Raw genomic sequence first — 24,771 nt, forward strand, 5'->3', positions numbered from 1 at the left:
GAAACGGATTTGGGCGATCGGCGACCGACCGTGTAATGTCTTCATCGCTCGCCCCAATAGCTCAGTCGGTAGAGCGTCTCCATGGTAAGGAGAAGGTCTGCGGTTCGATTCCGCATTGGGGCTCTGGTGATCGGGAGACCCCGCTTCGGCGGGGAAACTTGTCATCAAAGCGGTGTAGCTCAGTCGGTAGAGCAAGCGGCTCATAATCGCTGTGTCACCGGTTCAAGTCCGGTCACCGCTACTTACGGTAGCCGATTGTGGGGTCGGTCCTTCGATCGGCTACTCTTTTTTGCGTTCATCCGTCCATCCGTCCGTCCAAGGAGCACTCACGTGGCTGCCACCGACGTCCGCCCGAAGATCACGCTGGCCTGCGTGGAGTGCAAGGAGCGGAACTACATCACCAAGAAGAACCGGCGTAACAACCCGGACCGTCTTGAGATGAAGAAGCACTGCCCGCGCTGCAACTCGCACACTGCGCACCGCGAAACCCGCTGAAACAGGCTCGTACACGAGGCCGTCCCCACTGGGGGCGGCCTCGTGTCGTTGTATGGGGGCTGTCCTTCGGCCTTTTCATCTTTCATCAGGAGGTAGCGAGCTCATGGCGCTCGACCAGTCCTTCGTGGGGCGGATCTATCCGCCCACCCCGCCGTACGAGGTCGGCCGGGAGAAGATCCGCGAGTTCGCCGAGGCGGTGGGCGACACCAATCCGGTGTACGTCGACCCCGAGGCAGCCAAGGCGCTCGGCCACAGTGATGTGATCGCGCCGCCGACGTTCGTCTTCTCGATCACCTTCAAGGCGGCGGGGCAGGTGGTGCAGGACCCGCAGCTGGGCCTGGACTACAGCCGAGTGGTGCACGGTGACCAGAAGTTCGCCTATGTGCGCCCCGTGCGGGCGGGGGACCGGCTGACGGTCACCTCCACGATCGAGGGCATCAAGTCGCTGGCGGGCAACGACGTCCTGGACATCCGTGGCGAGGTTCACGACGAGTCCGGTGAGCACGTCGTGACCGCGTGGACGAAGCTGGTGGCGCGCGCCGCCGAGGAGGCGTGATGACGGCGAAGGTCTCTTACGAGTCGGTCGAGGTCGGTACGGAGCTGCCGGCGCAGTCCTTCCCGGTCACCCGGGCGACGCTGGTGCAGTACGCGGGCGCTTCCGGTGACTTCAACCCGATCCACTGGAACGAGAGGTTCGCCCGCGAGGTCGGCCTGCCGGATGTGATCGCGCACGGCATGTTCACCATGGCCGAGGCGATCCGGGTGGTCACGGACTGGGCCGGTGACCCGGGCGCGGTCGTCGAGTACGGGGTGCGGTTCACCAAGCCGGTCGTCGTGCCGAACGACGACAAGGGCGCCCTGATCGAGGTCAGCGCCAAGGTGGCCGCCCTGTTGGACGACAGGCAGGTGCGGGTGGACCTGACGGCCATGAGCGAGGGCAAGAAGGTGCTGGGCATGTCCCGTGCCGTGGTGCGGCTCGGCTGAGGCCGCCCGACGCGGGGGAGGGGCACTGTCCTGTGGGCGGTGCCCCTCCCTCATGTCGTGCCGGCGGCCCACCTCTTGACCAATTGACCAAGTTAGTGATTGAGTACTAACTTGGTCGCATGGTAAGGATGAGTGCAGAAGAGCGGCGCGAGAGCGTCGTCCGTGCGGCGATCACCGAGTTCGCCCGCGGTGGTTACGCGGCCACCTCCACCGAGGCGATCGCCAGGCGTGTGGGTGTCTCGCAGCCGTACCTCTTCCGTCTCTTCCCCAGCAAGCAGGCCATGTTCCTCGCCGCCACCGAGCGCTGCCTCGTGGACACCCGGAGGGTCTTCTCTGAGGCGGCGAAAGGCCTTGAAGGGGAAGAGGCGCTGCATGCCATGGCTACGGCCTACCAGCGCCTGATCGTCGACGACCCGGACAAGCTGCTGATGCAGATGCAGATGTACGCGGCCGTCGCGGCGGCCGAGGCCTCGGGGGACCACGAGTTCGGTGAGTCGGCCCGCGCCGGCTGGCTGCAGATGTGGGACGAGATCCATCTCGCGCTCGGCGCCGATGTCGACGAGACGACGACGTTCCTCGCGTACGGCATGCTCATCAACACCCTGGCCTCGCTCGGCTTCCCGGCCGGTCACCGGGTCTGGTCGGGGTTCTACGACTCGGCCAGGCCGATCGCCTGAACGGTGCGACCCGGGTTCCGCCCGGTTTTCTGCCCGGCAAAGTTAGTAATTGATAACTAATCCTCAGGGGGAGCAGTGGACCAGCACACGCCAGGCCGCTCAGGAGCGGTCTGGGCACTCGTCATCACCAGCGTCGCCGGATTCATGGCGGCCCTCGACAACCTCGTCGTCACCACCGCCCTGCCGTCCATCCGCGAGAGCCTCGGCGGCGAACTGGCCGAGCTCGAATGGACGGTGAACGCCTACACCCTCACCTTCGCCGTCCTGCTGATGCTCGGGGCGGCCCTCGGCGACCGGTTCGGTCGGCGCCGGCTCTTCCTCGTCGGGCTCACCGTCTTCACCGGCGCCTCGGCCGCGGCCGCCCTCTCGCCCGGGATCAACGAACTGATCGCCTTCCGGGCCGTTCAGGGCGTGGGCGCGGCGATCATGATGCCGCTGACGCTCACGCTCCTCACGGCCGCCGTGCCGGCCGCCCGCCGCGGCGCCGCGCTCGGCATCTTCAGCGCCGTCACCGGACTGGCCGTGGCCAGCGGACCGCTGATCGGCGGCAGCCTCACCGAGTACCTGTCCTGGCAGTGGATCTTCTGGCTGAACGTCCCGATCGGTCTGGCCCTGCTCCCGCTGGCGCGGCTGCGCCTGACGGAGTCGTACGCGCCGGACTCGCGGCTCGACATCCCCGGCACGCTCCTGGTCAGCGCCGGGCTCTTCGGCATCGTCTACGGCCTGGTCAACGCCAACTCCGACGGCTGGACCAGCCCCACCGTCCTCACGGCCCTGTTCGCGGGTGCCGCGCTCATCGGCTGGTTCATCCACCACGGCTTCCACGCCAAGAACCCGATGCTGCCCATGCGGCTCTTCCGCAACCGCGCGTTCTTCGGGATCAACATGGCCAGCCTGCTCATGTTCCTCGGGATGTTCGGGTCGATCTTCCTGCTCAGCCAGTACTTCCAGGGCGTGCTGGACTACTCGCCCACCGAGGCCGGGCTGCGGATGCTGCCCTGGACCGGAATGCCGATGCTGGTCGCCCCCATCGCGGGAACGCTCTCCGACCGGTTCGGCGGCCGCCCGGTGGTCGTGGCCGGGCTCGCCCTCCAGGCGCTCGGCCTCGCCTTCTTCGCGATGGTCATCGGGCCCGACGCCTCCTACGCGGCACAGCTGCCCGGCCTGATCGTCGGCGGCGTCGGCATGGCCCTGTACTTCGCACCCGCCGCCAGCCTGGTGATGTCCAGCGTCCGCCCTGCGGAGCAGGGCATCGCCTCCGGCGCCAACAACGCCCTGCGCGAGGTCGGCGGAGCCCTCGGGGTCGCCATCCTCGCCACGGTCTTCTCCTCGCAGGGCGGTTACGGCTCCGCGCAGTCCTTCACCGACGGAACCGTTCCGGCGGTGTGGATAGGCGCCGGGGCGGTGGCGCTGGCCGCCCTCGTCGCCCTGCTCATCCCGGGCCGCCGCAAGGCCTCGGCCCCGGACGCCCCGGAGCCCGAGGCGGCCGGGGAGCGCGTCCCCGTCGCCGCCTGAGCCACGGCTTCGCCCGTACGGTCCGCGGCCCCGCCCGAGCGGTGGGGCCGCGGACCGTACTCTTGTCCCCGTGCAGGAACTCCACGACGCCTCCCTCGCCCCCCTGACCACCTTCCGGCTGGGCGGCCCCGCCGCCCGCCTCCTCACGGCGACGACCGACGCCGAGGTGATCGAAGCCGTGCGCGAGGCCGACGAGAGCGGCACTCCGCTCCTCGTCATCGGCGGCGGCAGCAATCTGGTCATCGGCGACAAGGGCTTCGACGGCACCGCCCTGCGCATCGCGACCAAGGGCTTCGCCCTGGACGGCACGGCGCTGGAACTCGCCGCCGGAGAGGTCTGGACGGACGCCGTCGCCCGCACCGTCGAAGCCGGTCTCGCCGGCATCGAGTGCCTGGCCGGAATCCCGGGCTCCGCGGGCGCGACGCCCATCCAGAACGTCGGCGCGTACGGCCAGGAGGTGTCCTCCACCATCACGGAGGTGCTCGCCTACGACCGGTGCACCCGCGAAACGGTCACCATCCCGAACGCCGAGTGCGCGTTCTCGTACCGGCACAGTCGCTTCAAGGCCGAACCCGACCGCTTCGTGGTGCTGCGTGTCCGCTTCGAGCTGGAAGATGCGGGCGGCCTCTCCGCACCCCTGAAGTACCCCGAAACGGCCCGCGCCATGGGCGTCGAGCAGGGCGAGCGCGTGCCCGTCGCGGCCGCCCGTGAAACGGTGCTCAGGCTCCGCGCCGGCAAGGGCATGGTGCTGGACCCGGAGGACCACGACTCCTGGTCGGCCGGCTCCTTCTTCACCAACCCGATCCTGGAAGCGGCGGAGTACGAGGCGTTCCTCGCCCGCACCAGGGACCGGCTCGGTCCCGAGGTGACGCCCCCCGCCTTCCCCGCGGACGGGGGACGCATCAAGACCTCCGCGGCCTGGCTCATCGACAGGGCCGGTTTCACCAAGGGATACGGCACCGGCCCGGCCCGTATCTCCACCAAGCACACCCTCGCGCTCACCAACCGCGGCGGTGCGACCACCGAGGATCTCCTCGCGCTCGCCCGTGAGGTCGTCGTCGGGGTCCACGAGGCCTTCGGCGTCACGCTCGTCAACGAACCCGTGACGGTCGGCGTGAGCCTGTAGCGGGCGCGCGGCTCAGTACGCCACGCCCACGCCCTGCTTCACCGCCGCCGGATCGTCGATCAGCGCCAGCATCGCGTGCGCCACATCGGCCCGCGAGATGGACCGGCCGCTGCGCGGATTGCTGCCGTACACCGTCCGGTACGTCCCCGTCAGCGGCCCGTTCGTGAGCTTCGGCGGCCGCACCGACGTCCAGTCCGTCGTGCTGCGGGCCAGCGCGGCCTCCATCAGCGCCAGGTCCGCGTAGACCTCCTTGAGGACCGCACCGATCGCCTTCAGCATCATCCGGTCCAGCAGCGGATCGTCCGCGGGCTGCGGGGCGACGGGCGCCGCGCTGACCACCAGCAGCCGCCGTGTCCCCTCGGCCTCCATCGCCCGCAGCACCGACTGCGTGAGCCGCTCGGCGATCCCGTCGGCCTTCCGGCCGCGCGAGCCGAGCCCGGAGAGCACCGCGTCCCGGCCCGCGACCGCATCGCGCAGCGCCTCCGGGTCGTCGATGCGCGCCGCCGCATGGACCTGTACGTCGGAGAGCGGGATGGGCAGCCGCGCCGGATCGCGGACCACTGCCGTCACCTCATGACCCGCCGCCACCGCCTGGCGGACGATCTCCTGGCCGATGCCGCCCGTCGCGCCGAACACCGTGATCCTCATTGCGCACCCTCCCGGGGTGGGTAAGTATTCACTCACCCCTAGAGTGAGCGGATACCCAACCCCTCGTCAAGCCTCATCGGAGCCCACATGGAGCAGAAGCCGGCCCGCGTCCGCATCATCGACGCCGCCCATCAGCTGATGCTCACCATCGGCCTGGCCCGCGCCACCACCAAGGAGATCGCCAGAGCCGCAGGATGCTCGGAGGCCGCGCTCTACAAGCACTTCCCGAGCAAGGAGGAGCTGTTCGTGGCCGTGCTCAGGGAACGGCTGCCCAAGCTCGACCCGCTGCTGAAGCAACTCATCGCGACCCCGGGGGCGGGGGAGCGGACCGTCGAGCAGAACCTCACCGAGATCGCCCGCCAGGCCGCCCTCTTCTACGAGCAGAGCTTCCCGATCGCCGCCTCGCTGTACGCCGAGCCGAGACTCAAGGAGCGCCACAACGCGGCGATGAGGGAGCTGGGCATCGGCCCGCACATACCCATCCGCGGCGTGGACGCGTATCTGCGCTCCGAGCAGGCCGCGGGCCGGTTGCGGGCCGACGCGGACACCTACGCGGCCGCGTCGCTGCTCCTGGGGGCCTGCGCGCAGCGGGCGTTCGCCTACGAGGCCACGGAGACCGGGGGACCGCCGCAGTCCCTCGACGAATTCGCCGCGTCCGTGGCGAGCGCGCTGATAAAGGGGGTCGGGGCGTAGCCGGGGCCCGCCCGGCGACCCCGGCTAGCCCGCCGGCTTCGCGAGCCACCCGTCGATGCCCGCCAGGAGCTCCGCCCGTACCGCGGCCGGCGCCGCGGAGCCCCGTACCGACTGCCGGGCCAGCTCCGCCAGTTCCTCGTCCGTGAACGCGTGATGGCGCCGTACGAGGTCGTACTGCGCAGCCAGCCGCGAGCCGAAGAGCAGCGGATCGTCCGCACCCAGCGCCATCGGCACCCCGGCCTCGAACAGAGTGCGCAGGGGTACGTCGGCGGGCTTCTCGTAGACGCCCAGCGCCACGTTCGACGCCGGGCACACCTCGCAGGTGACCCCGCGCTCCGCCAGCCTGCGCAGCAGCCGGGGGTCCTCGGCGGCCCGTACGCCGTGCCCGATCCGGGCCGCTTCGAGGTCGTCCAGACAGTCCCGCACGCTCGAAGGGCCGGCCAGCTCACCGCCGTGCGGGGCCGCCAGCAGACCGCCGTCGCGGGCGATCGCGAACGCCCGGTCGAAGTCCCGGGCCATCCCGCGGCGCTCGTCGTTGGAGAGCCCGAATCCGACGACGCCCCGGTCCGCGTACCGCACCGCGAGCCGCGCCAGCGTCCGGGCGTCCAGCGGGTGCTTCATCCGGTTCGCCGCGATCACCACCCGGATCGGCAGTCCGGTCGCGCGCGACGCGCTGTCCACGGCGTCCAGAATGATCTCGATCGCCGGGATCAGCCCGCCGAGCAGCGGGGCGTACGAGGTGGGGTCGACCTGTATCTCCAGCCAGCCGGAGCCGTCCGCGACATCCTCCTGGGCCGTCTCGCGCACGAGCCGCTGGATGTCCTCCGGGCTCCTCAGACAGGACCGCGCGATGTCGTAGAGCCGCTGGAAGCGGAACCATCCGCGCTCGTCCGTGGCCCGCAGCCTGGGCGGCTCGCCGCCGGTCAGGGCCTCCGGCAGATGCACGCCGTACTTGTCGGCGAGTTCGAGCAGGGTCGTGGGCCGCATCGACCCGGTGAAATGCAAGTGCAGGTGGGCCTTGGGCAACAGCCGTACATCACGCTCCATTCCAAGATCCTGCCGCACCCGGGGGCCCAGCGGTAGCTGCTTTCCCCATCGAGTTGGTCATCGAACAGACGAGCGACCCCCGGCCGGAGCCGGGGGTCGCAGGTCCTGAAGGCGGTGCGTACTAGGCCTTGGCCTCGCCCAGCAGCTTCTGGAGCCGCGAGACGCCCTCGACGAGGTCGTCGTCACCCAGGGCGTACGAGAGCCGCAGATAGCCCGGCGTACCGAAGGCCTCGCCCGGTACGACCGCGACCTCGGCCTCGTCCAGGATGAGCGCCGCCAGCTCGGCCGTGGTGGCCGGGCGCCTGCCGCGGATCTCCTTGCCGAGCAGCTCCTTCACCGAGGGGTACGCGTAGAACGCGCCCTCGGGCTCCGGGCACAGCACGCCGTCGATCTCGTTGAGCATCCGCACGATGGTCAGCCGGCGGCGGTCGAAGGCGGTACGCATCTCGGCGACCGCGTCCAGGTTCCCCGAGACGGCGGCCAGCGCGGCGACCTGGGCGACGTTGGAGACGTTGGACGTGGCGTGCGACTGCAAGTTGGTCGCGGCCTTGACGACGTCCTTGGGGCCGATGAGCCAGCCCACGCGCCAGCCGGTCATCGCGTACGTCTTGGCGACACCGTTGACCACGATGCACTTGTCGCGCAGGGCGGGCACGAGCGCGGGCAGCGAGGTGAACTTCGCGGTGCCGTAGACCAGGTGCTCGTAGATCTCGTCGGTGAGCACCCACAGGCCGTGCTCGACGGCCCACTCACCGATCGCTCTGGCGTCGGCCTCGCTGTACACCGCGCCGGTCGGGTTCGACGGGGAGACGAACAGGACGACCTTCGTACGCTCGGTGCGCGCGGCCTCCAGCTGCTCGACGGAGACCCGGTAGCCGGTGGTCTCGTCGGCCACGACGTCCACCGGGACACCGCCGGCCAGCCGGATCGACTCGGGGTAGGTGGTCCAGTACGGAGCCGGGACGATGACCTCGTCGCCCGGGTCGAGGATGGCGGCGAACGCCTCGTAGATGGCCTGCTTGCCGCCGTTGGTCACCAGGATCTGGGCGGGTTCGACCTCGTAGCCGGAGTCGCGCAGCGTCTTCTCCGCGATGGCGGCCTTGAGCTCCGGGAGCCCTCCCGCCGGGGTGTAGCGGTGGTACTTCGGGTTGCGGCAGGCCTCGACCGCGGCCTCGACGATGTAGCCGGGGGTCGGGAAGTCGGGCTCACCGGCGCCGAAGCCGATCACCGGACGGCCGGCGGCCTTGAGGGCCTTGGCCTTGGCGTCGACGGCGAGGGTGGCGGACTCGGAGATCGCACCGATGCGGGCGGAAACCCGGCGCTCGGAGGGAGAAGTTGCAGCGCTCATGGGGCCCATGGTCCCAGACCGCAATCCCCGTCGGCACAGGGGTTTCAGGGACCGGACAGGACTCGGACAGCATGCGGACAACATGCGACCAGGAGTTGTCGGGAGCTATCTGTTCGACGCCGGGCCGCTGAACACGTACACTCACCTGTCGTTGGCCTTCACCAGCCGCACCGTTCCTGCACCCGGAGCATCCGGGAAGATGCGGTAGGTTGGTGGAAACCACAAAGGGTCGTAGCTCAATTGGTAGAGCACTGGTCTCCAAAACCAGCGGTTGGGGGTTCAAGTCCCTCCGGCCCTGCTACACACTCCTCCGCCAGGATGTGTGCGCATGTACGTACTTCAATGCACCGCCGTGCGGCTCCACCGGGCGCGGCACGGCCATGACCCGGAATCAGGTGAGTAGCGTGACGGACGCCGTGGGCTCCATCGACATGCCTGATGCCGAGGATGAAGTGCCCGAGTCGAAGAAGAAGACCCGGAAGGGCGGCAAGCGCGGCAAGAAGGGCCCCCTGGGCCGTCTCGCGCTGTTCTACCGCCAGATCGTCGCAGAGTTGCGCAAGGTCGTCTGGCCGACTCGTAATCAGCTGACGACATACACCTCAGTGGTGATTGTCTTCGTCGTCGTCATGATCGGTCTGGTGACCGTGATTGACTTCGGATTCCAGCGGGTCATCAAGTACGTCTTCGGCTGATCCCGCGGAGGGCGCCCCCCAGGGCGCCCCTTTCGCATGTTCCACCCATTTGTATCCAGGAAGAAGCAGCCACCGTGTCTGACCCGAACCTGAACGACGCCGTCGAGCCGACGGCGGGCGCCTTCGAGTCCGCCGAGGACGAGCTCGACATCGTCGAAGGGGCGGACGCCGAGGAGCCGGACCAGGCCGAAGCTGCCGACGCCGCCGCAGGTGAGCCCGCCGAGCAGGCAGCCCTGCACACCGAGGACGACGACGAGGCCGCGGAGGCCGACGCCGGTTCCGAGGACGACGAGCCCGCTGGATCTGCCGAGGCCGACGAGGAAGCCGGGGAAGAGGCCGAGCCGGCCGCCCCCGTCGACGCCGTCACGGCCCTGCGCGACGAGCTGCGCGGCCTTCCCGGCGAGTGGTACGTCATCCACACGTACGCCGGTTACGAGAAGCGCGTGAAGGCCAACCTGGAGCAGCGTGCCGTCTCGCTCAACGTCGAGGACTTCATCTACCAGGCCGAAGTGCCCGAGGAAGAGATCGTCCAGATCAAGAACGGCGAGCGCAAGAACGTCCGCCAGAACAAGCTCCCGGGCTACGTCCTGGTGCGCATGGACCTGACGAACGAGTCCTGGGGCGTCGTCCGCAACACACCCGGCGTCACCGGCTTCGTGGGCAACGCCTACGACCCGTACCCGCTGACCCTGGACGAGATCGTCAAGATGCTCGCCCCGGAGGCCGAGGAGAAGGCCGCCCGCGAGGCCGCCGAGGCCGAGGGCAAGCCGGCTCCGGCCCGCAAGGTCGAGGTCCAGGTGCTCGACTTCGAGGTCGGCGACTCGGTCACCGTCACCGACGGCCCGTTCGCCACGCTGCAGGCGACGATCAACGAGATCAACGCCGACTCGAAGAAGGTCAAGGGTCTCGTCGAGATCTTCGGCCGCGAGACCCCGGTCGAGCTCAGCTTCGACCAGATCCAGAAGAACTAGCGGTTTCCCGCCAGTTTCTGGACACATGCCTACCCAGCAGGTCAGACAGGCTTCGCAGCCGGTCTGACCTGCTCGGTTTTTGGTCGCGCAGCTATACCCGTTATCGTTGTGCGGTATGCCTCCGTCCGGATGACCGGACGGCGGCGAAAAACTCTCACTAGGACCCGGAGAGAGCAATGCCTCCCAAGAAGAAGAAGGTCACGGGGCTTATCAAGCTCCAGATCAACGCCGGTGCGGCCAACCCGGCCCCGCCGGTCGGCCCCGCGCTCGGCCAGCACGGCGTCAACATCATGGAGTTCTGCAAGGCCTACAACGCCGCGACCGAGTCGCAGCGTGGCATGGTCGTGCCGGTGGAGATCACGGTCTACGAGGACCGTTCCTTCACCTTCATCACCAAGACTCCGCCGGCCGCGAAGCTGATCCTCAAGGCCGCGGGCGTGGACAAGGGCTCCGGCGAGCCGCACAAGACCAAGGTCGCCAAGCTGACGGCTGCCCAGGTCCGTGAGATCGCCACGACGAAGCTCCCCGACCTGAACGCCAACGACCTCGACGCCGCGTCGAAGATCATCGCTGGCACCGCCCGTTCCATGGGCATCACGGTCGAAGGCTGATTCAGCCCCTCACGTCCTCAGTGGTAGGGCCAAGCGCTGGCCCGCACCACGACTCCACACCCTGAAACCACAGGAGTAGAAGTGAAGCGCAGCAAGAACCTCCGCGCTGCGGACGCCAAGATCGACCGGGCGCGCAACTACGCCCCGCTCGAGGCCGTCCGTCTCGCCAAGGAGACCGCCTCCACCAAGTTCGACGGCACCGTCGAGGTCGCGTTCTGCCTGGGTGTCGACCCGCGCAAGGCCGACCAGATGGTCCGTGGCACCGTGAACCTCCCGCACGGCACCGGCAAGACCGCCCGGGTCCTGGTCTTCGCGACCGGTGACCGTGCTGCGGCCGCGGAAGCCGCGGGCGCCGACATCGTCGGCGCCGACGAGCTCATCGACGAGGTGGCGAAGGGCCGTCTGGACTTCGACGCCGTCGTCGCCACCCCGGACCTCATGGGCAAGGTCGGCCGCCTCGGCCGTGTGCTCGGTCCGCGTGGTCTGATGCCGAACCCGAAGACCGGCACCGTCACCCCCGATGTCGCGAAGGCTGTCACCGACATCAAGGGCGGCAAGATCGAGTTCCGCGTCGACAAGCATTCGAACCTGCACTTCATCATCGGCAAGGCGTCGTTCGACGACACCAAGCTGGTCGAGAACTACGCAGCGGCGCTGGAGGAGATCCTCCGTCTGAAGCCGTCCGCCGCCAAGGGCCGCTACATCAAGAAGGCCACCCTGGCCACCACGATGGGCCCCGGCATCCCGCTGGACGCCAACCGCACCCGTAACCTCCTCGTCGAGGAGGACCCGGCCGCCGTCTGAGCCCTTGCGCTCGGCAGCAGGCCGCGTCACGTGTGACATGGACGGGCCCCGCACCTTTTCGAGGTGCGGGGCCCGTCGTCGTATCCGTGCGAGGACACCCGCGATGAGCTGCGCCCAAACCTCCCGCACCGGCCGAAGAGGGGCGGATTTGCTCAGCGCGACATCGGTCGCGTACTCTTCTGCAGAAGCCAAAGACCGCTGGTCGTTGCTGTGCTCTCGAAAGAGGGAACAGCAACCGAAGGATCCGTTGAGTACGGGCGACCTGCGCAGGTGACTGTGGAAAGCTCCCGGACTTCGTTCGGTCGAGCTTCGCCCTGGCGCCTGCGCCGGGGCGTTTCGTCTTTCCCGGCCCCTTCTGAGCGGTCCTCATCACCCGGAAGGAGGCCGACGCTCATGGCAAGGCCCGACAAGGCTGCCGCGGTAGCCGAGCTCGCGGACCAGTTCCGCAGCTCGAACGCCGCTGTGCTGACCGAGTACCGGGGTCTCACCGTGGCGCAGCTCAAGACGCTGCGCCGTTCGCTCGGTGAGAACGCCCAGTACGCCGTGGTGAAGAACACGCTGACCAAGATTGCGGCCAACGAGGCCGGGATCACTTCGCTGGACGACCAGTTCACTGGTCCGACGGCGGTTGCCTTCATCACCGGTGACCCGGTGGAGTCGGCGAAGGGTCTTCGTGACTTCGCCAAGGAGAACCCGAACCTGATCATCAAGGGCGGTGTCCTTGATGGCAAGGCGCTGTCCGCCGATGAGATCAAGAAGCTTGCGGACCTCGAGTCCCGCGAGGTTCTGCTCGCCAAGCTGGCCGGTGCCTTCAAGGGCAAGCAGTCTCAGGCTGCTCAGCTCTTCCAGGCTCTGCCGTCGAAGTTCGTCCGCACCGCGGAAGCGCTTCGCGCCAAGAAGGCCGAGCAGGGCGGTGCCGAGTAATTCGGCTCGCGCATTGATCGCCGCCCACTAGGGCGACGGTCGCAGCGGGCCGAACGTACGCCCGCCTACATGTACATCGGCACCAGCCGAATTAGTGGAAGGACGCCATCATGGCGAAGCTGTCCCAGGACGACCTGCTCGCGCAGTTCGAAGAGATGACCCTCATCGAGCTCTCCGAGTTCGTGAAGGCCTTCGAGGAGAAGTTCGACGTCACCGCCGCCGCCGCGGTCGCCGTTGCCGCCCCGGGTGCCCCCGGTGCCGCCGCTGAGGCCGTCGAGGAGCAGGACGAGTTCGACGTCATCCTCACCGGCGCCGGCGAGAAGAAGATCCAGGTCATCAAGGTCGTGCGTGAGCTGACCTCGCTGGGCCTGAAGGAGGCCAAGGACCTCGTCGACGGCACCCCGAAGCCGGTCCTCGAGAAGGTCGCCAAGGAGGCCGCCGAGAAGGCTGCCGAGTCCCTCAAGGCCGCCGGCGCTTCCGTCGAGGTCAAGTGACTCAGGGAGTCCGCTGACTCCTTCTGACTGCCCGTGCCGCACGGCACGGGACGTCATCTCACGAAGGGCGATCACCCATCCGGGTGGTCGCCCTTCGGCGTACCTGAGGCGGCTGCCTTGCTCTTCCGGCGGCGACGAGTATGGTGATCTTCGCCGTTGTCTCCGGGGCGCGGCCGACCGGCGCCGGGAGACAGTCGGGTGAGGGCCTCGGGCCGCTGTCCCGGCAGGGGGGCCTTGACGAACCGCACGCGGCGCGCAATTCTCAGGACGCGTCGTCACATCGATCCGAATCCGAGGCATGGATCGTGGGCGAAGAGGGCAGTAAGGAAGAGCGCACCGCGCGCAAGGGCTAGCCATAGGTGTTGAGAACAGCTGTTGAGAGCAACGTGGGTCTCTGAAAACCCCGACTGGACATCAGTGTGCCGTTTGGCTACACTGACCCTTTGCGCTGCCTGTTAGCTGCCTCCTGCCCGTCACCAGGGGCATACCCTCGCTTGAGCACCGATGACTGATCGTCCTTGACCTGGCCTTCTTCGGCCGGATCAGGAACGGCTGTCTCCGTGGCCGGCTTGGGACCGGTACGCGCGTAGTGAGTCCGAGCCCTCGGAAGGACCCCCTCTTGGCCGCCTCGCGCAACGCCTCGACCGCGAATACGAACAACGGTGCCAGCACCGCCCCGCTGCGCATCTCCTTTGCAAAGATCAAGGAGCCCCTCGAGGTTCCGAACCTCCTCGCGCTGCAGACCGAGAGCTTTGACTGGCTCCTGGGCAATGCCGCCTGGAAGGCTCGCGTCGAGGCTGCTCTGGACAGTGGACAAGACGTCCCCACCAAGTCCGGCCTGGAGGAAATCTTCGAGGAGATTTCACCGATCGAGGACTTCTCCGGGTCGATGTCGCTTACGTTCCGCGACCATCGCTTCGAGCCCCCGAAGAACTCGATCGACGAGTGCAAGGAGCGCGACTTCACGTTTGCCGCCCCGCTCTTCGTCACGGCCGAGTTCACCAACAACGAGACCGGCGAGATCAAGTCCCAGACGGTCTTCATGGGCGACTTCCCGCTCATGACCAACAAGGGCACCTTCGTCATCAACGGCACCGAGCGTGTCGTCGTGTCGCAGCTTGTCCGCTCGCCGGGTGTCTACTTCGACTCCTCCATCGACAAGACGTCCGACAAGGACATCTTCTCCGCCAAGATCATCCCGTCCCGGGGTGCCTGGCTGGAGATGGAGATCGACAAGCGCGACATGGTCGGTGTCCGCATCGACCGCAAGCGCAAGCAGTCCGTCACCGTTCTCCTGAAGGCTCTCGGCTGGACCACCGAGCAGATCCTGGAGGAGTTCGGCGAGTACGAGTCCATGCGCGCCACCCTGGAGAAGGACCACACCCAGGGCCAGGACGACGCGCTGCTCGACATCTACCGCAAGCTCCGCCCGGGCGAGCCGCCCACCCGCGAGGCCGCTCAGACGCTGCTCGAGAACCTCTACTTCAACCCGAAGCGCTACGACCTCGCGAAGGTCGGCCGCTACAAGGTGAACAAGAAGCTCGGCGCGGACGAGCCGCTGGATGCCGGCGTGCTCACCTCCGACGACGTCATCGCGACCATCAAGTACCTGGTCAAGCTGCACGCCGGGGAGACCGAGACGGTCGGTGAGTCCGGTCGTTCGATCGTCGTCGAGACCGACGACATCGACCACTTCGGCAACCGTCGTCTGCGTAACGTCGGCGAGCTCATCCAGAACCAGGTCCGTACGGGTCTGGCCCGTATGGAGCGCGTCGTGCGCGAGCGCATGACGACCCAGGACGTCGAGGCGATCACGCCGCAGACCCTGATCAACATCCGGCCGGTCGTCGCCTCCATCAAGGAGTTCTTCGGCACCAGCCAGCTGTCGCAGTTCATGGACCAGAACAACCCGCTGTCGGGTCTGACGCACAAGCGTCGTCTCTCGGCGCTGGGTCCCGGTGGTCTGTCCCGTGAGCGGGCCGGCTTCGAGGTCCGTGACGTGCACCCGTCCCACTACGGACGCATGTGCCCGATCGAGACCCCTGAAGGCCCGAACATCGGTCTGATCGGTTCGCTCGCCTCGTACGGCCGAGTCAACGCGTTCGGCTTCATCGAGACGCCGTACCGCAAGGTCGTCGACGGCCAGGTCACCGACGAGGTCGACTACATCACGGCCGACGAGGAGGACCGCTACGTCATCGCCCAGGCGAACGCGACCCTCTCCGACGAGCTGCGCTTCACCGAGGCGCGCGTCCTGGTCCGCCGCCGTGGCGGTGAGGTCGACTACGTGCCGCCGGTCGAGGTCGACTACATGGACGTCTCGCCGCGCCAGATGGTGTCCGTCGCCACCGCGATGATCCCCTTCCTGGAGCACGACGACGCCAACCGCGCCCTCATGGGGGCGAACATGATGCGTCAGGCGGTGCCGCTGATCAAGTCGGAGGCCCCGCTCGTCGGCACCGGCATGGAGTACCGCTGCGCCACCGACGCCGGTGACGTACTGAAGGCCGAGAAGGACGGTGTGGTCCAGGAGGTCTCCGCGGACTACATCACCGTGACCAACGACGACGGCACGTACACCACGTACCGCATCGCCAAGTTCATGCGCTCCAACCAGGGCACCTCGGTCAACCAGAAGGTCGTCGTCTCCGAGGGCGACCGGGTCGTCGCCGACCAGGTACTCGCCGACGGTCCGGCCACCGAGAACGGTGAGATGGCCCTCGGCAAGAACCTGCTCGTGGCGTTCATGCCGTGGGAGGGTCACAACTACGAGGACGCGATCATCCTGTCGCAGCGCCTCGTGCAGGACGACGTCCTCTCCTCGATCCACATCGAGGAGCACGAGGTCGACGCCCGTGACACCAAGCTCGGCCCCGAGGAGATCACCCGGGACATCCCGAACGTCTCCGAAGAGGTCCTCGCCGACCTCGACGAGCGCGGCATCATCCGTATCGGTGCCGAGGTCGTCGCCGGTGACATCCTCGTCGGCAAGGTCACGCCCAAGGGCGAGACCGAGCTGACCCCCGAGGAGCGCCTGCTCCGCGCGATCTTCGGTGAGAAGGCGCGCGAGGTGCGCGACACCTCGCTGAAGGTGCCGCACGGTGAGATCGGCAAGGTCATCGGCGTCCGCGTCTTCGACCGCGAAGAGGGCGACGAGCTGCCGCCGGGCGTGAACCAGCTGGTCCGCGTCTACGTCGCGCAGAAGCGCAAGATCACCGATGGTGACAAGCTCGCCGGCCGTCACGGCAACAAGGGCGTCATCTCGAAGATCCTCCCGATCGAGGACATGCCGTTCCTGGAGGACGGCACCCCGGTCGACATCATCCTCAACCCGCTGGGTGTCCCGTCCCGAATGAACCCGGGACAGGTCCTGGAGATCCACCTCGGCTGGCTCGCCAGCCGCGGCTGGGACGTCTCCGGCCTCGGTGACGAGTGGGCCAAGCGCCTGCAGGCCATCGGCGCCGACCAGGTCGCCCCCGGCACCAACGTCGCCACGCCCGTCTTCGACGGTGCGCGCGAGGACGAGATCTCCGGCCTCTTCGAGGCCACGATCCCGAACCGCGACGGCGACCGGCTGGTGCAGGCATCCGGCAAGGCCAACCTGTTCGACGGCCGCTCCGGCGAGCCGTTCCCCGAGCCGGTTTCGGTCGGCTACATGTACATCCTCAAGCTGCACCACCTCGTCGACGACAAGCTGCACGCTCGTTCGACGGGTCCGTACTCCATGATCACCCAGCAGCCGCTGGGTGGTAAGGCTCAGTTCGGTGGACAGCGATTCGGTGAGATGGAGGTGTGGGCCCTTGAGGCTTACGGCGCCGCATACGCCCTCCAGGAGCTCCTGACGATCAAGTCCGACGACGTGACCGGCCGCGTGAAGGTCTACGAGGCCATCGTCAAGGGCGAGAACATCCCCGAGCCCGGCATCCCCGAGTCCTTCAAGGTGCTCATCAAGGAAATGCAGTCGCTCTGCCTCAACGTGGAGGTGCTGTCCTCGGACGGCATGTCCATCGAGATGCGCGACACGGACGAGGACGTCTTCCGCGCGGCGGAGGAGCTCGGTATCGACCTGTCCCGGCGCGAGCCGAGCAGCGTCGAAGAGGTCTGACGGGTTGGCCGGCCGGATCCCCGTGATCCGGCCGGCTCTCCCCGGACCCGTTCAGACCATTGCTGAAGTGCCCCATTTTCTCGCTTGATGCGAGGGGGCTCGAACCCCCGAAAGAGGGATTGACGACAAGTGCTCGACGTCAACTTCTTCGACGAGCTGCGGATCGGCCTCGCCACCGCGGACGACATCCGGACCTGGTCGCACGGCGAAGTGAAGAAGCCGGAGACCATCAACTACCGCACCCTCAAGCCCGAAAAGGACGGACTCTTCTGCGAGAAGATCTTCGGTCCGACCCGGGACTGGGAGTGCTACTGCGGCAAGTACAAGCGTGTCCGCTTCAAGGGCATCATCTGTGAGCGCTGTGGCGTGGAGGTCACGCGCGCCAAGGTGCGCCGTGAGCGCATGGGCCACATCGAGCTTGCCGCTCCCGTCACCCACATCTGGTACTTCAAGGGCGTCCCGTCGCGCCTCGGGTACCTGCTCGACCTCGCGCCGAAGGACCTCGAGAAGGTCATCTACTTCGCCGCGTACATGATCACGTTCGTGGACGAGGAGCGCCGTACGCGCGACCTGCCCTCGCTGGAGGCGCACGTCTCCGTCGAGCGTCAGCAGGTCGAGAACCGTCGCGACGCCGACCTCGAAGCCCGGGCCAAGAAGCTCGAGACCGACCTGGCCGAGCTGGAGGCCGAGGGCGCCAAGGCCGACGTGCGCCGCAAGGTGCGCGAAGGTGCCGAGCGTGAGATGAAGCAGCTGCGCGACCGTGCGCAGCGCGAGATCGACCGCCTTGACGAGGTGTGGAGCCGCTTCAAGAACCTCAAGGTCCAGGACCTGGAGGGCGACGAGCTGCTCTACCGTGAGCTGCGTGACCGCTTCGGCACGTACTTCGACGGCTGCATGGGCGCCGCCGCTCTGCAGAAGCGCCTCGAGTCGTTCGACCTCGACGAGGAGGCCGAGCGCCTCCGCGAGATCATCCGTACCGGCAAGGGCCAGAAGAAGACCCGTGCGCTCAAGCGCCTCAAGGTCGTCTCCGCGTTCCTGCAGACCAGCAACAAGCCCAAGGGCATGGTGCTCGACTGCGTGCCGGTCATCCCGCCGGACCTGCGTCCGATGGTGCAGCTGGACGGTGGCCGCTTCGCGACCTCCGACCTGAACGACCTGTACCGCCGTGTGATCAACCGCAACAACCGCCTCAAGCGTCTCCTTGACCTCGGTGCCCCCGAGATCATCGTGAACAACGAGAAGCGGATGCTGCAGGAGGCCGTCGACGCGCTGTTCGACAACGGCCGCCGCGGTCGCCCGGTCACCGGTCCCGGCAACCGCCCGCTCAAGTCCCTCAGCGACATGCTGAAGGGCAAGCAGGGTCGATTCCGTCAGAACCTTCTCGGCAAGCGTGTGGACTACTCCGCGCGTTCCGTGATCGTCGTCGGCCCGCAGCTCAAGCTGCACCAGTGCGGTCTGCCGAAGGCCATGGCGCTGGAGCTCTTCAAGCCGTTCGTGATGAAGCGCCTGGTCGACCTGAACCACGCGCAGAACATCAAGTCGGCCAAGCGCATGGTCGAGCGCGGCCGCACCGTGGTGTACGACGTCCTCGAAGAGGTCATCGCTGAGCACCCGGTGCTGCTGAACCGTGCACCGACCCTGCACCGCCTCGGCATCCAGGCCTTCGAGCCGCAGCTGGTCGAGGGCAAGGCCATCCAGATCCACCCGCTCGTCTGCACCGCGTTCAACGCGGACTTCGACGGTGACCAGATGGCCGTGCACCTGCCGCTCTCCGCGGAGGCGCAGGCCGAGGCCCGCATCCTGATGCTGTCCTCGAACAACATCCTGAAGCCGGCCGACGGTCGTCCCGTCACCATGCCGACCCAGGACATGGTGCTGGGCCTGTTCTTCCTCACCACGGACGAGGAGGAGCGCAAGGTCATCGGCCAGGGCCGTTCCTTCGGTTCCACGGCCGAGGCGATCATGGCCTTCGACGCCCGCGAGCTGTCGCTCCAGGCGAAGGTCGACATCCGCTTCCCGGTGGGCACCATCCCGCCGCGCGGCTGGGTGCCGCCGGTCGCCGAGGAGGGCGAGCAGGAGTACCAGCAGGGCGACACGTTCCGGCTGCGTACGTCCCTGGGCCGCGCGCTCTTCAACGAGCTGCTGCCCGAGGACTACCCGTTCGTCGACTACTCCGTCGGCAAGAAGCAGCTCTCCGAGATCGTCAACGACCTCGCCGAGCGCTACCCCAAGGTCATCGTGGCGGCGACGCTCGACAACCTGAAGGCGGCGGGCTTCTACTGGGCGACCCGTTCCGGTGTCACCGTGGCCATCTCCGACGTCGTCGTGCCCGAGGCCAAGAAGGCCATCGTCGCGGGTTACGAGGCGCAGGACGAGAAGGTCCAGAAGCAGTACGAGCGCGGTCTGATCACCAAGGACGAGCGCACGCAGGAGCTCATCGCGATCTGGACCAAGGCGACCAACGAGGTTGCCGAGGCGATGAACGCGAACTTCCCCAAGACGAACCCCATCTTCATGATGGTTGACTCGGGTGCCCGAGGAAACATGATGCAGATGCGTCAGATCGCCGGTATGCGTGGTCTGGTGTCCAACGCCAAGAACGAGACGATCCCGCGTCCCATCAAGGCGTCCTTCCGTGAGGGCCTCACCGTTCTGGAGTACTTCATCTCCACGCACGGTGCCCGTAAGGGTCTGGCGGACACCGCCCTGCGTACCGCCGACTCGGGTTACCTGACCCGTCGTCTGGTGGACGTCTCGCAGGACGTGATCATTCGCGAGGAGGACTGCGGCACCGACCGCGGCCTCAAGCTGAAGATCGCCGTCAAGGGTGCGGACGGTGTGCTCCGCAAGACGGAGGACGTCGAGACCTCGGTCTACGCCCGCATGCTCGCCGAGGACGTCGTCGTCGACGGCAAGGTCATCGCGCCTGCCAACGTCGACCTCGGTGACGTCCTGATCGACGCCCTGGTGGGCGCCGGCGTCGAGGAGGTCAAGACCCGTTCGGTCCTGACCTGTGAGTCCGCGGTCGGCACCTGTGCCTTCTGCTACGGACGCTCGCTCGCCACCGGCAAGCTGGTCGACATCGGTGAGGCGGTCGGCATCATCGCCGCCCAGTCCATCGGTGAGCCCGGCACGCAGCTGACGATGCGTACCTTCCACACCGGTGGTGTGGCCGGTGACGACATCACCCAGGGTCTGCCCCGAGTCGTCGAGCTCTTCGAAGCCCGTACGCCCAAGGGTGTCGCCCCGATCTCGGAGGCGGCAGGCCGCATCCGTATCGAGGAGACCGAGAAGACCAAGAAGATCGTCGTCACCCCGGACGACGGCAGCGACGAGACGCCGTTCCCGATCTCGAAGCGTGCCCGTCTGCTGGTGGGCGAGGGCGACCACGTCGAGGTGGGCCAGAAGCTCACCGTGGGTGCCACCAACCCGCACGACGTGCTGCGGATCCTCGGTCAGCGCGCGGTCCAGGTCCACCTGGTCGGCGAGGTCCAGAAGGTCTACAACTCGCAGGGTGTGTCGATCCACGACAAGCACATCGAGATCATCATCCGGCAGATGCTGCGCCGAGTGACGATCATCGAGTCCGGCGACGCGGAACTGCTGCCGGGCGAGCTCGTCGAGCGCTCGAAGTTCGAGACCGAGAACCGTCGTGTGGTCACCGAGGGCGGTCACCCCGCCTCCGGCCGTCCGCAGCTGATGGGTATCACCAAGGCCTCGCTCGCCACCGAGTCGTGGCTGTCGGCGGCGTCCTTCCAGGAGACGACCAGGGTTCTGACCGACGCGGCGATCAACGCCAAGTCGGACTCCCTGATCGGCCTCAAGGAGAACGTCATCATCGGTAAGCTCATCCCGGCCGGTACGGGTCTGTCCCGCTACCGCAACATCCGGGTCGAGCCGACCGAGGAGGCCAAGGCCGCGATGTACTCGGCCGTCGGCTACGACGACATCGACTACTCGCCGTTCGGCACGGGCTCCGGCCAGGCCGTTCCGCTGGAGGACTACGACTACGGTCCGTACAACCAGTAAGCGAGTCGTCTGACCGACCGGAGGGCGGTCACCCCGTGCACAACGGGGTGGCCGCCCTCCGGCATGTGATACGTCACGTCCGCGTCCCGGCTTTTTTGCGCCGTACCCCGGCCGGACAGGGCGTCGGACGGTCCCGAGCGGGCTCCGGAGGCCCGTTCAGGGCCGTATGGGGGTGCGTGGGCTACCCGTACGGGTCGGGACAAGCCGGGCGCGCGCGGCGGCGTGTAGAGGCGGACAGCATTTGTTTTGACCGGAGTCGATGAGGTAGGTACGCTCAGACCTTGTGCCTGGGGTGTGCCTGGGCTCGTGTGCGTGTCCTCAACCGCATGGCGAGTCCGTCAGTGGCCACCGTGATCTGTGCTCCCTCATGCCTTGCGGCAGGGGCCTGCAGCATTCGACACACCCGACCGCGTGGGTCGGCGACGTTCCAGGTTAGTTTCACGAACGGCACACAGAAACCGGAGAAGTAGTGCCTACGATCCAGCAGCTGGTCCGGAAGGGCCGGCAGGACAAGGTCGAGAAGAACAAGACGCCCGCACTCGAGGGTTCGCCCCAGCGCCGCGGCGTCTGCACGCGTGTGTTCACGACCACCCCGAAGAAGCCGAACTCGGCACTCCGTAAGGTCGCGCGTGTGCGTCTGACCTCCGGTATCGAGGTCACGGCCTACATCCCGGGTGAGGGACACAACCTGCAGGAGCACTCCATCGTGCTCGTGCGTGGTGGCCGTGTGAAGGACCTGCCGGGTGTTCGTTACAAGATCATCCGCGGCTCCCTTGACACCCAGGGCGTCAAGAACCGCAAGCAGGCCCGCAGCCGCTACGGCGCCAAGAAGGAGAAGTAAGAATGCCTCGTAAGGGCCCCGCCCCGAAGCGCCCGGTCATCATCGACCCGGTCTACGGTTCTCCTCTTGTCACCTCGCTGATCAACAAGATCCTGCTCAACGGCAAGCGTTCCACTGCCGAGCGGATCGTGTACGGCGCCATGGAAGGCCTCCGCGAGAAGACCGGCAACGACCCGGTCATCACGCTGAAGCGCGCGCTTGAGAACGTCAAGCCCTCGCTCGAGGTCAAGTCCCGCCGTGTCGGTGGCGCCACCTACCAGGTGCCGATCGAGGTCAAGCCCGGTCGCGCCGCCACCCTCGCGCTGCGCTGGGTCGTGGGTTACTCCCGCGCCCGCCGCGAGAAGACGATGACCGAGCGCCTCATGAACGAGCTGCTCGACGCCTCCAACGGTCTTGGCGCTGCCGTCAAGAAGCGCGAGGACACCCACAAGATGGCCGAGTCCAACAAGGCCTTCGCGCACTACCGCTGGTAGTCGCTACCCACATCGAGACCGAGAGAAGATTGAGCCTTATGGCCACCACTTCGCTTGACCTGGCCAAGGTCCGCAACATCGGGATCATGGCCCACATCGACGCGGGCAAGACGACCACCACTGAGCGGATCCTGTTCTACACCGGTGTTTCGTACAAGATCGGTGAAGTCCACGACGGCGCTGCCACGATGGACTGGATGGAGCAGGAGCAGGAGCGCGGCATCACGATCACGTCTGCCGCGACGACCTGTCACTGGCCGCTCAATGATGTTGACCACACCATCAACATCATCGACACCCCGGGTCACGTCGACTTCACCGTCGAGGTGGAGCGTTCGCTCCGCGTCCTCGACGGCGCTGTCACCGTGTTCGACGGTGTTGCCGGCGTCGAGCCGCAGTCCGAGACCGTTTGGCGTCAGGCGGACCGCTACGGCGTGCCGCGTATCTGCTTCGTCAACAAGCTCGACCGCACGGGTGCCGAGTTCCACCGCTGCGTCGACATGATCGTCGACCGCCTCGGTGCGGTCCCGCTCGTCATGCAGCTCCCCATCGGTGCCGAAGCCGACTTCAAGGGCGTCGTCGACCTCGTGTCGATGAAGGCCTTCGTGTGGCCGGAAGAGGCCCTCAAGGGCGAGATGTACGACACCGTCGACATCCCGGACACCCACATCGAGGCGGCTCAGGAGTGGCGCGGCAAGCTGCTCGAGGCCGTTTCCGAGAACGACGACCAGATGATGGAGCTGTACCTGGAGGGCGTCGAGCCCACCGAGGAGCAGCTGTACGAGGCGATCCGCCGGATCACCCTCGCATCGAAGGGCGGCGCGGGCTCCGTCACCGTCACCCCGGTGTTCTGTGGCACGGCGTTCAAGAACAAGGGCGTCCAGCCCCTGCTCGACGCGATCGTCCGCTACCTGCCTTCCCCCCTGGACGTCGAGGCCATCGAGGGCCACGATGTCAAGGACCCCGAGGTTGTCGTCAAGCGCAAGCCCTCGGACGACGAGCCGTTCTCCGGCCTGGCGTTCAAGATCGCGAGCGACCCGCACCTCGGCAAGCTCACCTTCGTCCGGATCTACTCCGGTCGCCTCGAGGCCGGCACCGCGGTGCTGAACTCGGTCAAGGGCAAGAAGGAGCGCATCGGCAAGATCTACCGTATGCACGCGAACAAGCGTGAGGAGATCCCTTCGGTGGGCGCCGGTGACATCGTCGCCGTCATGGGTCTGAAGCAGACCACCACCGGTGAGACGCTGTGCGACGACAAGAACCCGGTGATCCTGGAGTCCATGGACTTCCCGGCACCGGTCATCCAGGTCGCCATCGAGCCGAAGTCCAAGGGTGACCAGGAGAAGCTGGGTGTCGCCATCCAGCGCCTCTCCGAGGAGGACCCGTCCTTCCAGGTGCACTCCGACGAGGAGACCGGCCAGACCATCATCGGTGGTATGGGCGAGCTTCACCTCGAGGTGCTCGTCGACCGCATGAAGCGCGAGTTCCGCGTCGAGGCGAATGTCGGCAAGCCGCAGGTCGCGTACCGCGAGACGATCCGCAAGGCCGTCGAGCGCATCGACTACACGCACAAGAAGCAGACTGGTGGTACCGGCCAGTTCGCGAAGGTGCAGATCGCCCTTGAGCCCATCGAGGGTGGCGACGCGTCCTACGAGTTCGTCAACAAGGTCACCGGTGGCCGCATCCCCCGTGAGTACATTCCCTCGGTGGACGCGGGTGCCCAGGAAGCCATGCAGTTCGGCATCCTGGCCGGTTACGAGATGGTCGGCGTCCGCGTCACCCTTCTCGACGGTGGTTACCACGAGGTCGACTCCTCCGAGCTCGCCTTCAAGATCGCCGGTTCGCAGGCGTTCAAGGAGGGTGCCCGCAAGGCGTCCCCCGTGCTCCTGGAGCCGATGATGGCTGTCGAGGTCACCACGCCCGAGGACTACATGGGCGATGTCATCGGCGACCTCAACTCCCGCCGTGGCCAGATCCAGGCCATGGAGGAGCGCAGCGGCGCTCGCGTCGTGAAGGGCCTCGTGCCCCTCTCGGAGATGTTCGGCTACGTCGGAGACCTCCGCAGCAAGACCTCGGGTCGCGCAAGCTACTCGATGCAGTTCGACTCCTACGCCGAGGTTCCGCGGAACGTCGCCGAGGAGATCATCGCGAAGGCCAAGGGCGAGTAACTCTCCCGAGCTCACGCTTTAGGCTTGTCACCGGAGCCTGGTGGGGCATTCGTCGCAGAGCGCAAGCGATGCGTGAATGCCCCCGGCCCCGGCATCCCAGCAAAGATCACCTGGCGCCGATGAAGC

21 protein-coding genes and 3 tRNA genes are annotated in these 24,771 nt (G+C 67.2%); 21 read left to right on the forward strand and 3 right to left on the reverse strand.

Annotated elements, in window-relative coordinates:
- Positions 1-50: 50 nt before the first annotated feature.
- The 8 genes from OG507_RS24195 to OG507_RS24230 all read left to right on the forward strand — a co-directional run bounded on the left by OG507_RS24195 (position 51) and on the right by OG507_RS24230 (position 4,797).
- Positions 51-123: transfer RNA gene (locus OG507_RS24195), tRNA-Thr, on the forward strand.
- A gap of 45 nt (positions 124-168) precedes the next feature.
- Positions 169-241: transfer RNA gene (locus tag OG507_RS24200), tRNA-Met, on the forward strand.
- An 89-nt stretch (positions 242-330) separates the two neighbouring features.
- Positions 331-495, forward strand: a complete 165-nt coding sequence (gene rpmG / locus OG507_RS24205; RefSeq protein WP_003956487.1) for a 50S ribosomal protein L33 — start codon at positions 331-333, stop codon at positions 493-495.
- Positions 496-598: 103 nt separating this feature from the next.
- A complete protein-coding gene (locus tag OG507_RS24210) occupies positions 599-1,051 on the forward strand; it encodes a MaoC family dehydratase N-terminal domain-containing protein (protein ID WP_093897220.1) in 453 nt (150 codons plus the stop codon).
- Positions 1,051-1,479: a MaoC family dehydratase gene (locus OG507_RS24215; RefSeq protein WP_327369291.1), complete on the forward strand. Its 429-nt coding sequence runs from the start codon at positions 1,051-1,053 to the stop codon at positions 1,477-1,479. Before OG507_RS24210 ends, OG507_RS24215 begins: the two co-directional genes overlap by 1 nt.
- Before the next feature lie 128 nt (positions 1,480-1,607).
- Positions 1,608-2,156 (forward strand): TetR/AcrR family transcriptional regulator, encoded by a 549-nt coding sequence (locus tag OG507_RS24220; RefSeq protein ID WP_327369292.1) that lies wholly within the window; start codon positions 1,608-1,610, stop codon positions 2,154-2,156.
- Positions 2,157-2,231: 75 nt separating this feature from the next.
- Positions 2,232-3,671 carry an MFS transporter gene (locus OG507_RS24225; RefSeq protein ID WP_327369293.1) on the forward strand — a complete coding sequence of 480 codons (1,440 nt, stop codon included), beginning with the start codon at positions 2,232-2,234 and terminating at the stop codon, positions 3,669-3,671.
- 70 nt (positions 3,672-3,741) lie between these two features.
- On the forward strand, positions 3,742-4,797 hold the full coding sequence (locus OG507_RS24230) for a UDP-N-acetylmuramate dehydrogenase (RefSeq protein ID WP_327369294.1): 1,056 nt from the start codon (positions 3,742-3,744) through the stop codon (positions 4,795-4,797).
- 12 nt (positions 4,798-4,809) lie between these two features.
- Here OG507_RS24230 and OG507_RS24235 read toward each other — a convergent pair whose 3' ends face one another.
- Complete coding sequence (locus tag OG507_RS24235) at positions 4,810-5,445, reverse strand: NAD(P)-dependent oxidoreductase (protein WP_327369295.1); 636 nt, start codon at positions 5,443-5,445, stop codon at positions 4,810-4,812.
- A gap of 87 nt (positions 5,446-5,532) precedes the next feature.
- On the opposite strand from OG507_RS24235, the gene OG507_RS24240 reads away from it, so the two are divergent.
- Positions 5,533-6,138 (forward strand): TetR/AcrR family transcriptional regulator, encoded by a 606-nt coding sequence (locus tag OG507_RS24240; RefSeq protein WP_327369296.1) that lies wholly within the window; start codon positions 5,533-5,535, stop codon positions 6,136-6,138.
- 24 nt (positions 6,139-6,162) lie between these two features.
- Here OG507_RS24240 and OG507_RS24245 read toward each other — a convergent pair whose 3' ends face one another.
- A complete protein-coding gene (locus tag OG507_RS24245; RefSeq protein WP_327369297.1) occupies positions 6,163-7,185 on the reverse strand; it encodes an adenosine deaminase in 1,023 nt (340 codons plus the stop codon).
- Between the two features lie 121 nt (positions 7,186-7,306).
- On the reverse strand, positions 7,307-8,533 hold the full coding sequence (locus OG507_RS24250; protein ID WP_327369298.1) for a pyridoxal phosphate-dependent aminotransferase: 1,227 nt from the start codon (positions 8,531-8,533) through the stop codon (positions 7,307-7,309).
- A gap of 225 nt (positions 8,534-8,758) precedes the next feature.
- Between OG507_RS24250 and OG507_RS24255 the strand changes: the two genes are divergently transcribed.
- From OG507_RS24255 to fusA, 12 genes are all read left to right on the forward strand, one after another.
- Positions 8,759-8,831, forward strand: a tRNA-Trp gene (locus OG507_RS24255).
- Between the two features lie 106 nt (positions 8,832-8,937).
- On the forward strand, positions 8,938-9,225 hold the full coding sequence (gene secE, locus OG507_RS24260; RefSeq protein ID WP_073732696.1) for a preprotein translocase subunit SecE: 288 nt from the start codon (positions 8,938-8,940) through the stop codon (positions 9,223-9,225).
- Positions 9,226-9,299: 74 nt separating this feature from the next.
- Positions 9,300-10,196 (forward strand): transcription termination/antitermination protein NusG, encoded by an 897-nt coding sequence (gene nusG, locus OG507_RS24265; protein WP_327369299.1) that lies wholly within the window; start codon positions 9,300-9,302, stop codon positions 10,194-10,196.
- A gap of 176 nt (positions 10,197-10,372) precedes the next feature.
- A complete protein-coding gene (gene rplK, locus OG507_RS24270; protein WP_010058817.1) occupies positions 10,373-10,807 on the forward strand; it encodes a 50S ribosomal protein L11 in 435 nt (144 codons plus the stop codon).
- A gap of 81 nt (positions 10,808-10,888) precedes the next feature.
- The gene (gene rplA / locus OG507_RS24275; RefSeq protein WP_327369300.1) at positions 10,889-11,611 is read left to right on the forward strand and encodes a 50S ribosomal protein L1; all 723 of its coding nucleotides are present in this window, start codon (positions 10,889-10,891) and stop codon (positions 11,609-11,611) included.
- 393 nt (positions 11,612-12,004) lie between these two features.
- A complete protein-coding gene (gene rplJ / locus OG507_RS24280) occupies positions 12,005-12,535 on the forward strand; it encodes a 50S ribosomal protein L10 (protein WP_327369301.1) in 531 nt (176 codons plus the stop codon).
- Between the two features lie 110 nt (positions 12,536-12,645).
- Positions 12,646-13,029, forward strand: a complete 384-nt coding sequence (rplL, locus tag OG507_RS24285) for a 50S ribosomal protein L7/L12 (protein ID WP_093897231.1) — start codon at positions 12,646-12,648, stop codon at positions 13,027-13,029.
- A gap of 619 nt (positions 13,030-13,648) precedes the next feature.
- Positions 13,649-17,134 (forward strand): DNA-directed RNA polymerase subunit beta, encoded by a 3,486-nt coding sequence (rpoB, locus tag OG507_RS24290; protein WP_327369302.1) that lies wholly within the window; start codon positions 13,649-13,651, stop codon positions 17,132-17,134.
- A 129-nt stretch (positions 17,135-17,263) separates the two neighbouring features.
- Positions 17,264-21,163, forward strand: a complete 3,900-nt coding sequence (locus OG507_RS24295; RefSeq protein WP_327369303.1) for a DNA-directed RNA polymerase subunit beta' — start codon at positions 17,264-17,266, stop codon at positions 21,161-21,163.
- 469 nt (positions 21,164-21,632) lie between these two features.
- Positions 21,633-22,004 carry a 30S ribosomal protein S12 gene (rpsL, locus tag OG507_RS24300; RefSeq protein WP_003948652.1) on the forward strand — a complete coding sequence of 124 codons (372 nt, stop codon included), beginning with the start codon at positions 21,633-21,635 and terminating at the stop codon, positions 22,002-22,004.
- A gap of 2 nt (positions 22,005-22,006) precedes the next feature.
- Positions 22,007-22,477, forward strand: coding sequence for a 30S ribosomal protein S7 (rpsG, locus tag OG507_RS24305; protein WP_030977935.1), 471 nt, complete (start codon positions 22,007-22,009; stop codon positions 22,475-22,477).
- Positions 22,478-22,515: 38 nt separating this feature from the next.
- A complete protein-coding gene (gene fusA, locus OG507_RS24310; RefSeq protein WP_327369304.1) occupies positions 22,516-24,645 on the forward strand; it encodes an elongation factor G in 2,130 nt (709 codons plus the stop codon).
- The last annotated feature ends 126 nt before the right edge of the window (positions 24,646-24,771 follow it).

The organism is Streptomyces sp. NBC_01217, assembly GCF_035994185.1.
Taxonomy (GTDB): Bacteria; Actinomycetota; Actinomycetes; order Streptomycetales; family Streptomycetaceae; genus Streptomyces.

Bases quoted from the DNA above. Each gene is read 5' to 3' on its own strand.
- OG507_RS24220 (WP_327369292.1), top strand. From the start codon at position 1,608: ATGAGTGCAGAAGAGCGGCGCGAGAGCGTCGTCCGTGCGGCGATCACC.
- OG507_RS24210 (WP_093897220.1), top strand. From the start codon at position 599: ATGGCGCTCGACCAGTCCTTCGTGGGGCGGATCTATCCGCCCACCCCG.
- fusA (WP_327369304.1), top strand. From the start codon at position 22,516: ATGGCCACCACTTCGCTTGACCTGGCCAAGGTCCGCAACATCGGGATC.
- OG507_RS24250 (WP_327369298.1), bottom strand. From the start codon at position 8,533: ATGAGCGCTGCAACTTCTCCCTCCGAGCGCCGGGTTTCCGCCCGCATC.
- OG507_RS24235 (WP_327369295.1), bottom strand. From the start codon at position 5,445: ATGAGGATCACGGTGTTCGGCGCGACGGGCGGCATCGGCCAGGAGATC.
- rplJ (WP_327369301.1), top strand. From the start codon at position 12,005: ATGGCAAGGCCCGACAAGGCTGCCGCGGTAGCCGAGCTCGCGGACCAG.
- OG507_RS24215 (WP_327369291.1), top strand. From the start codon at position 1,051: ATGACGGCGAAGGTCTCTTACGAGTCGGTCGAGGTCGGTACGGAGCTG.
- rpsG (WP_030977935.1), top strand. From the start codon at position 22,007: ATGCCTCGTAAGGGCCCCGCCCCGAAGCGCCCGGTCATCATCGACCCG.
- OG507_RS24240 (WP_327369296.1), top strand. From the start codon at position 5,533: ATGGAGCAGAAGCCGGCCCGCGTCCGCATCATCGACGCCGCCCATCAG.
- OG507_RS24245 (WP_327369297.1), bottom strand. From the start codon at position 7,185: ATGGAGCGTGATGTACGGCTGTTGCCCAAGGCCCACCTGCACTTGCAT.
- rplK (WP_010058817.1), top strand. From the start codon at position 10,373: ATGCCTCCCAAGAAGAAGAAGGTCACGGGGCTTATCAAGCTCCAGATC.
- rplL (WP_093897231.1), top strand. From the start codon at position 12,646: ATGGCGAAGCTGTCCCAGGACGACCTGCTCGCGCAGTTCGAAGAGATG.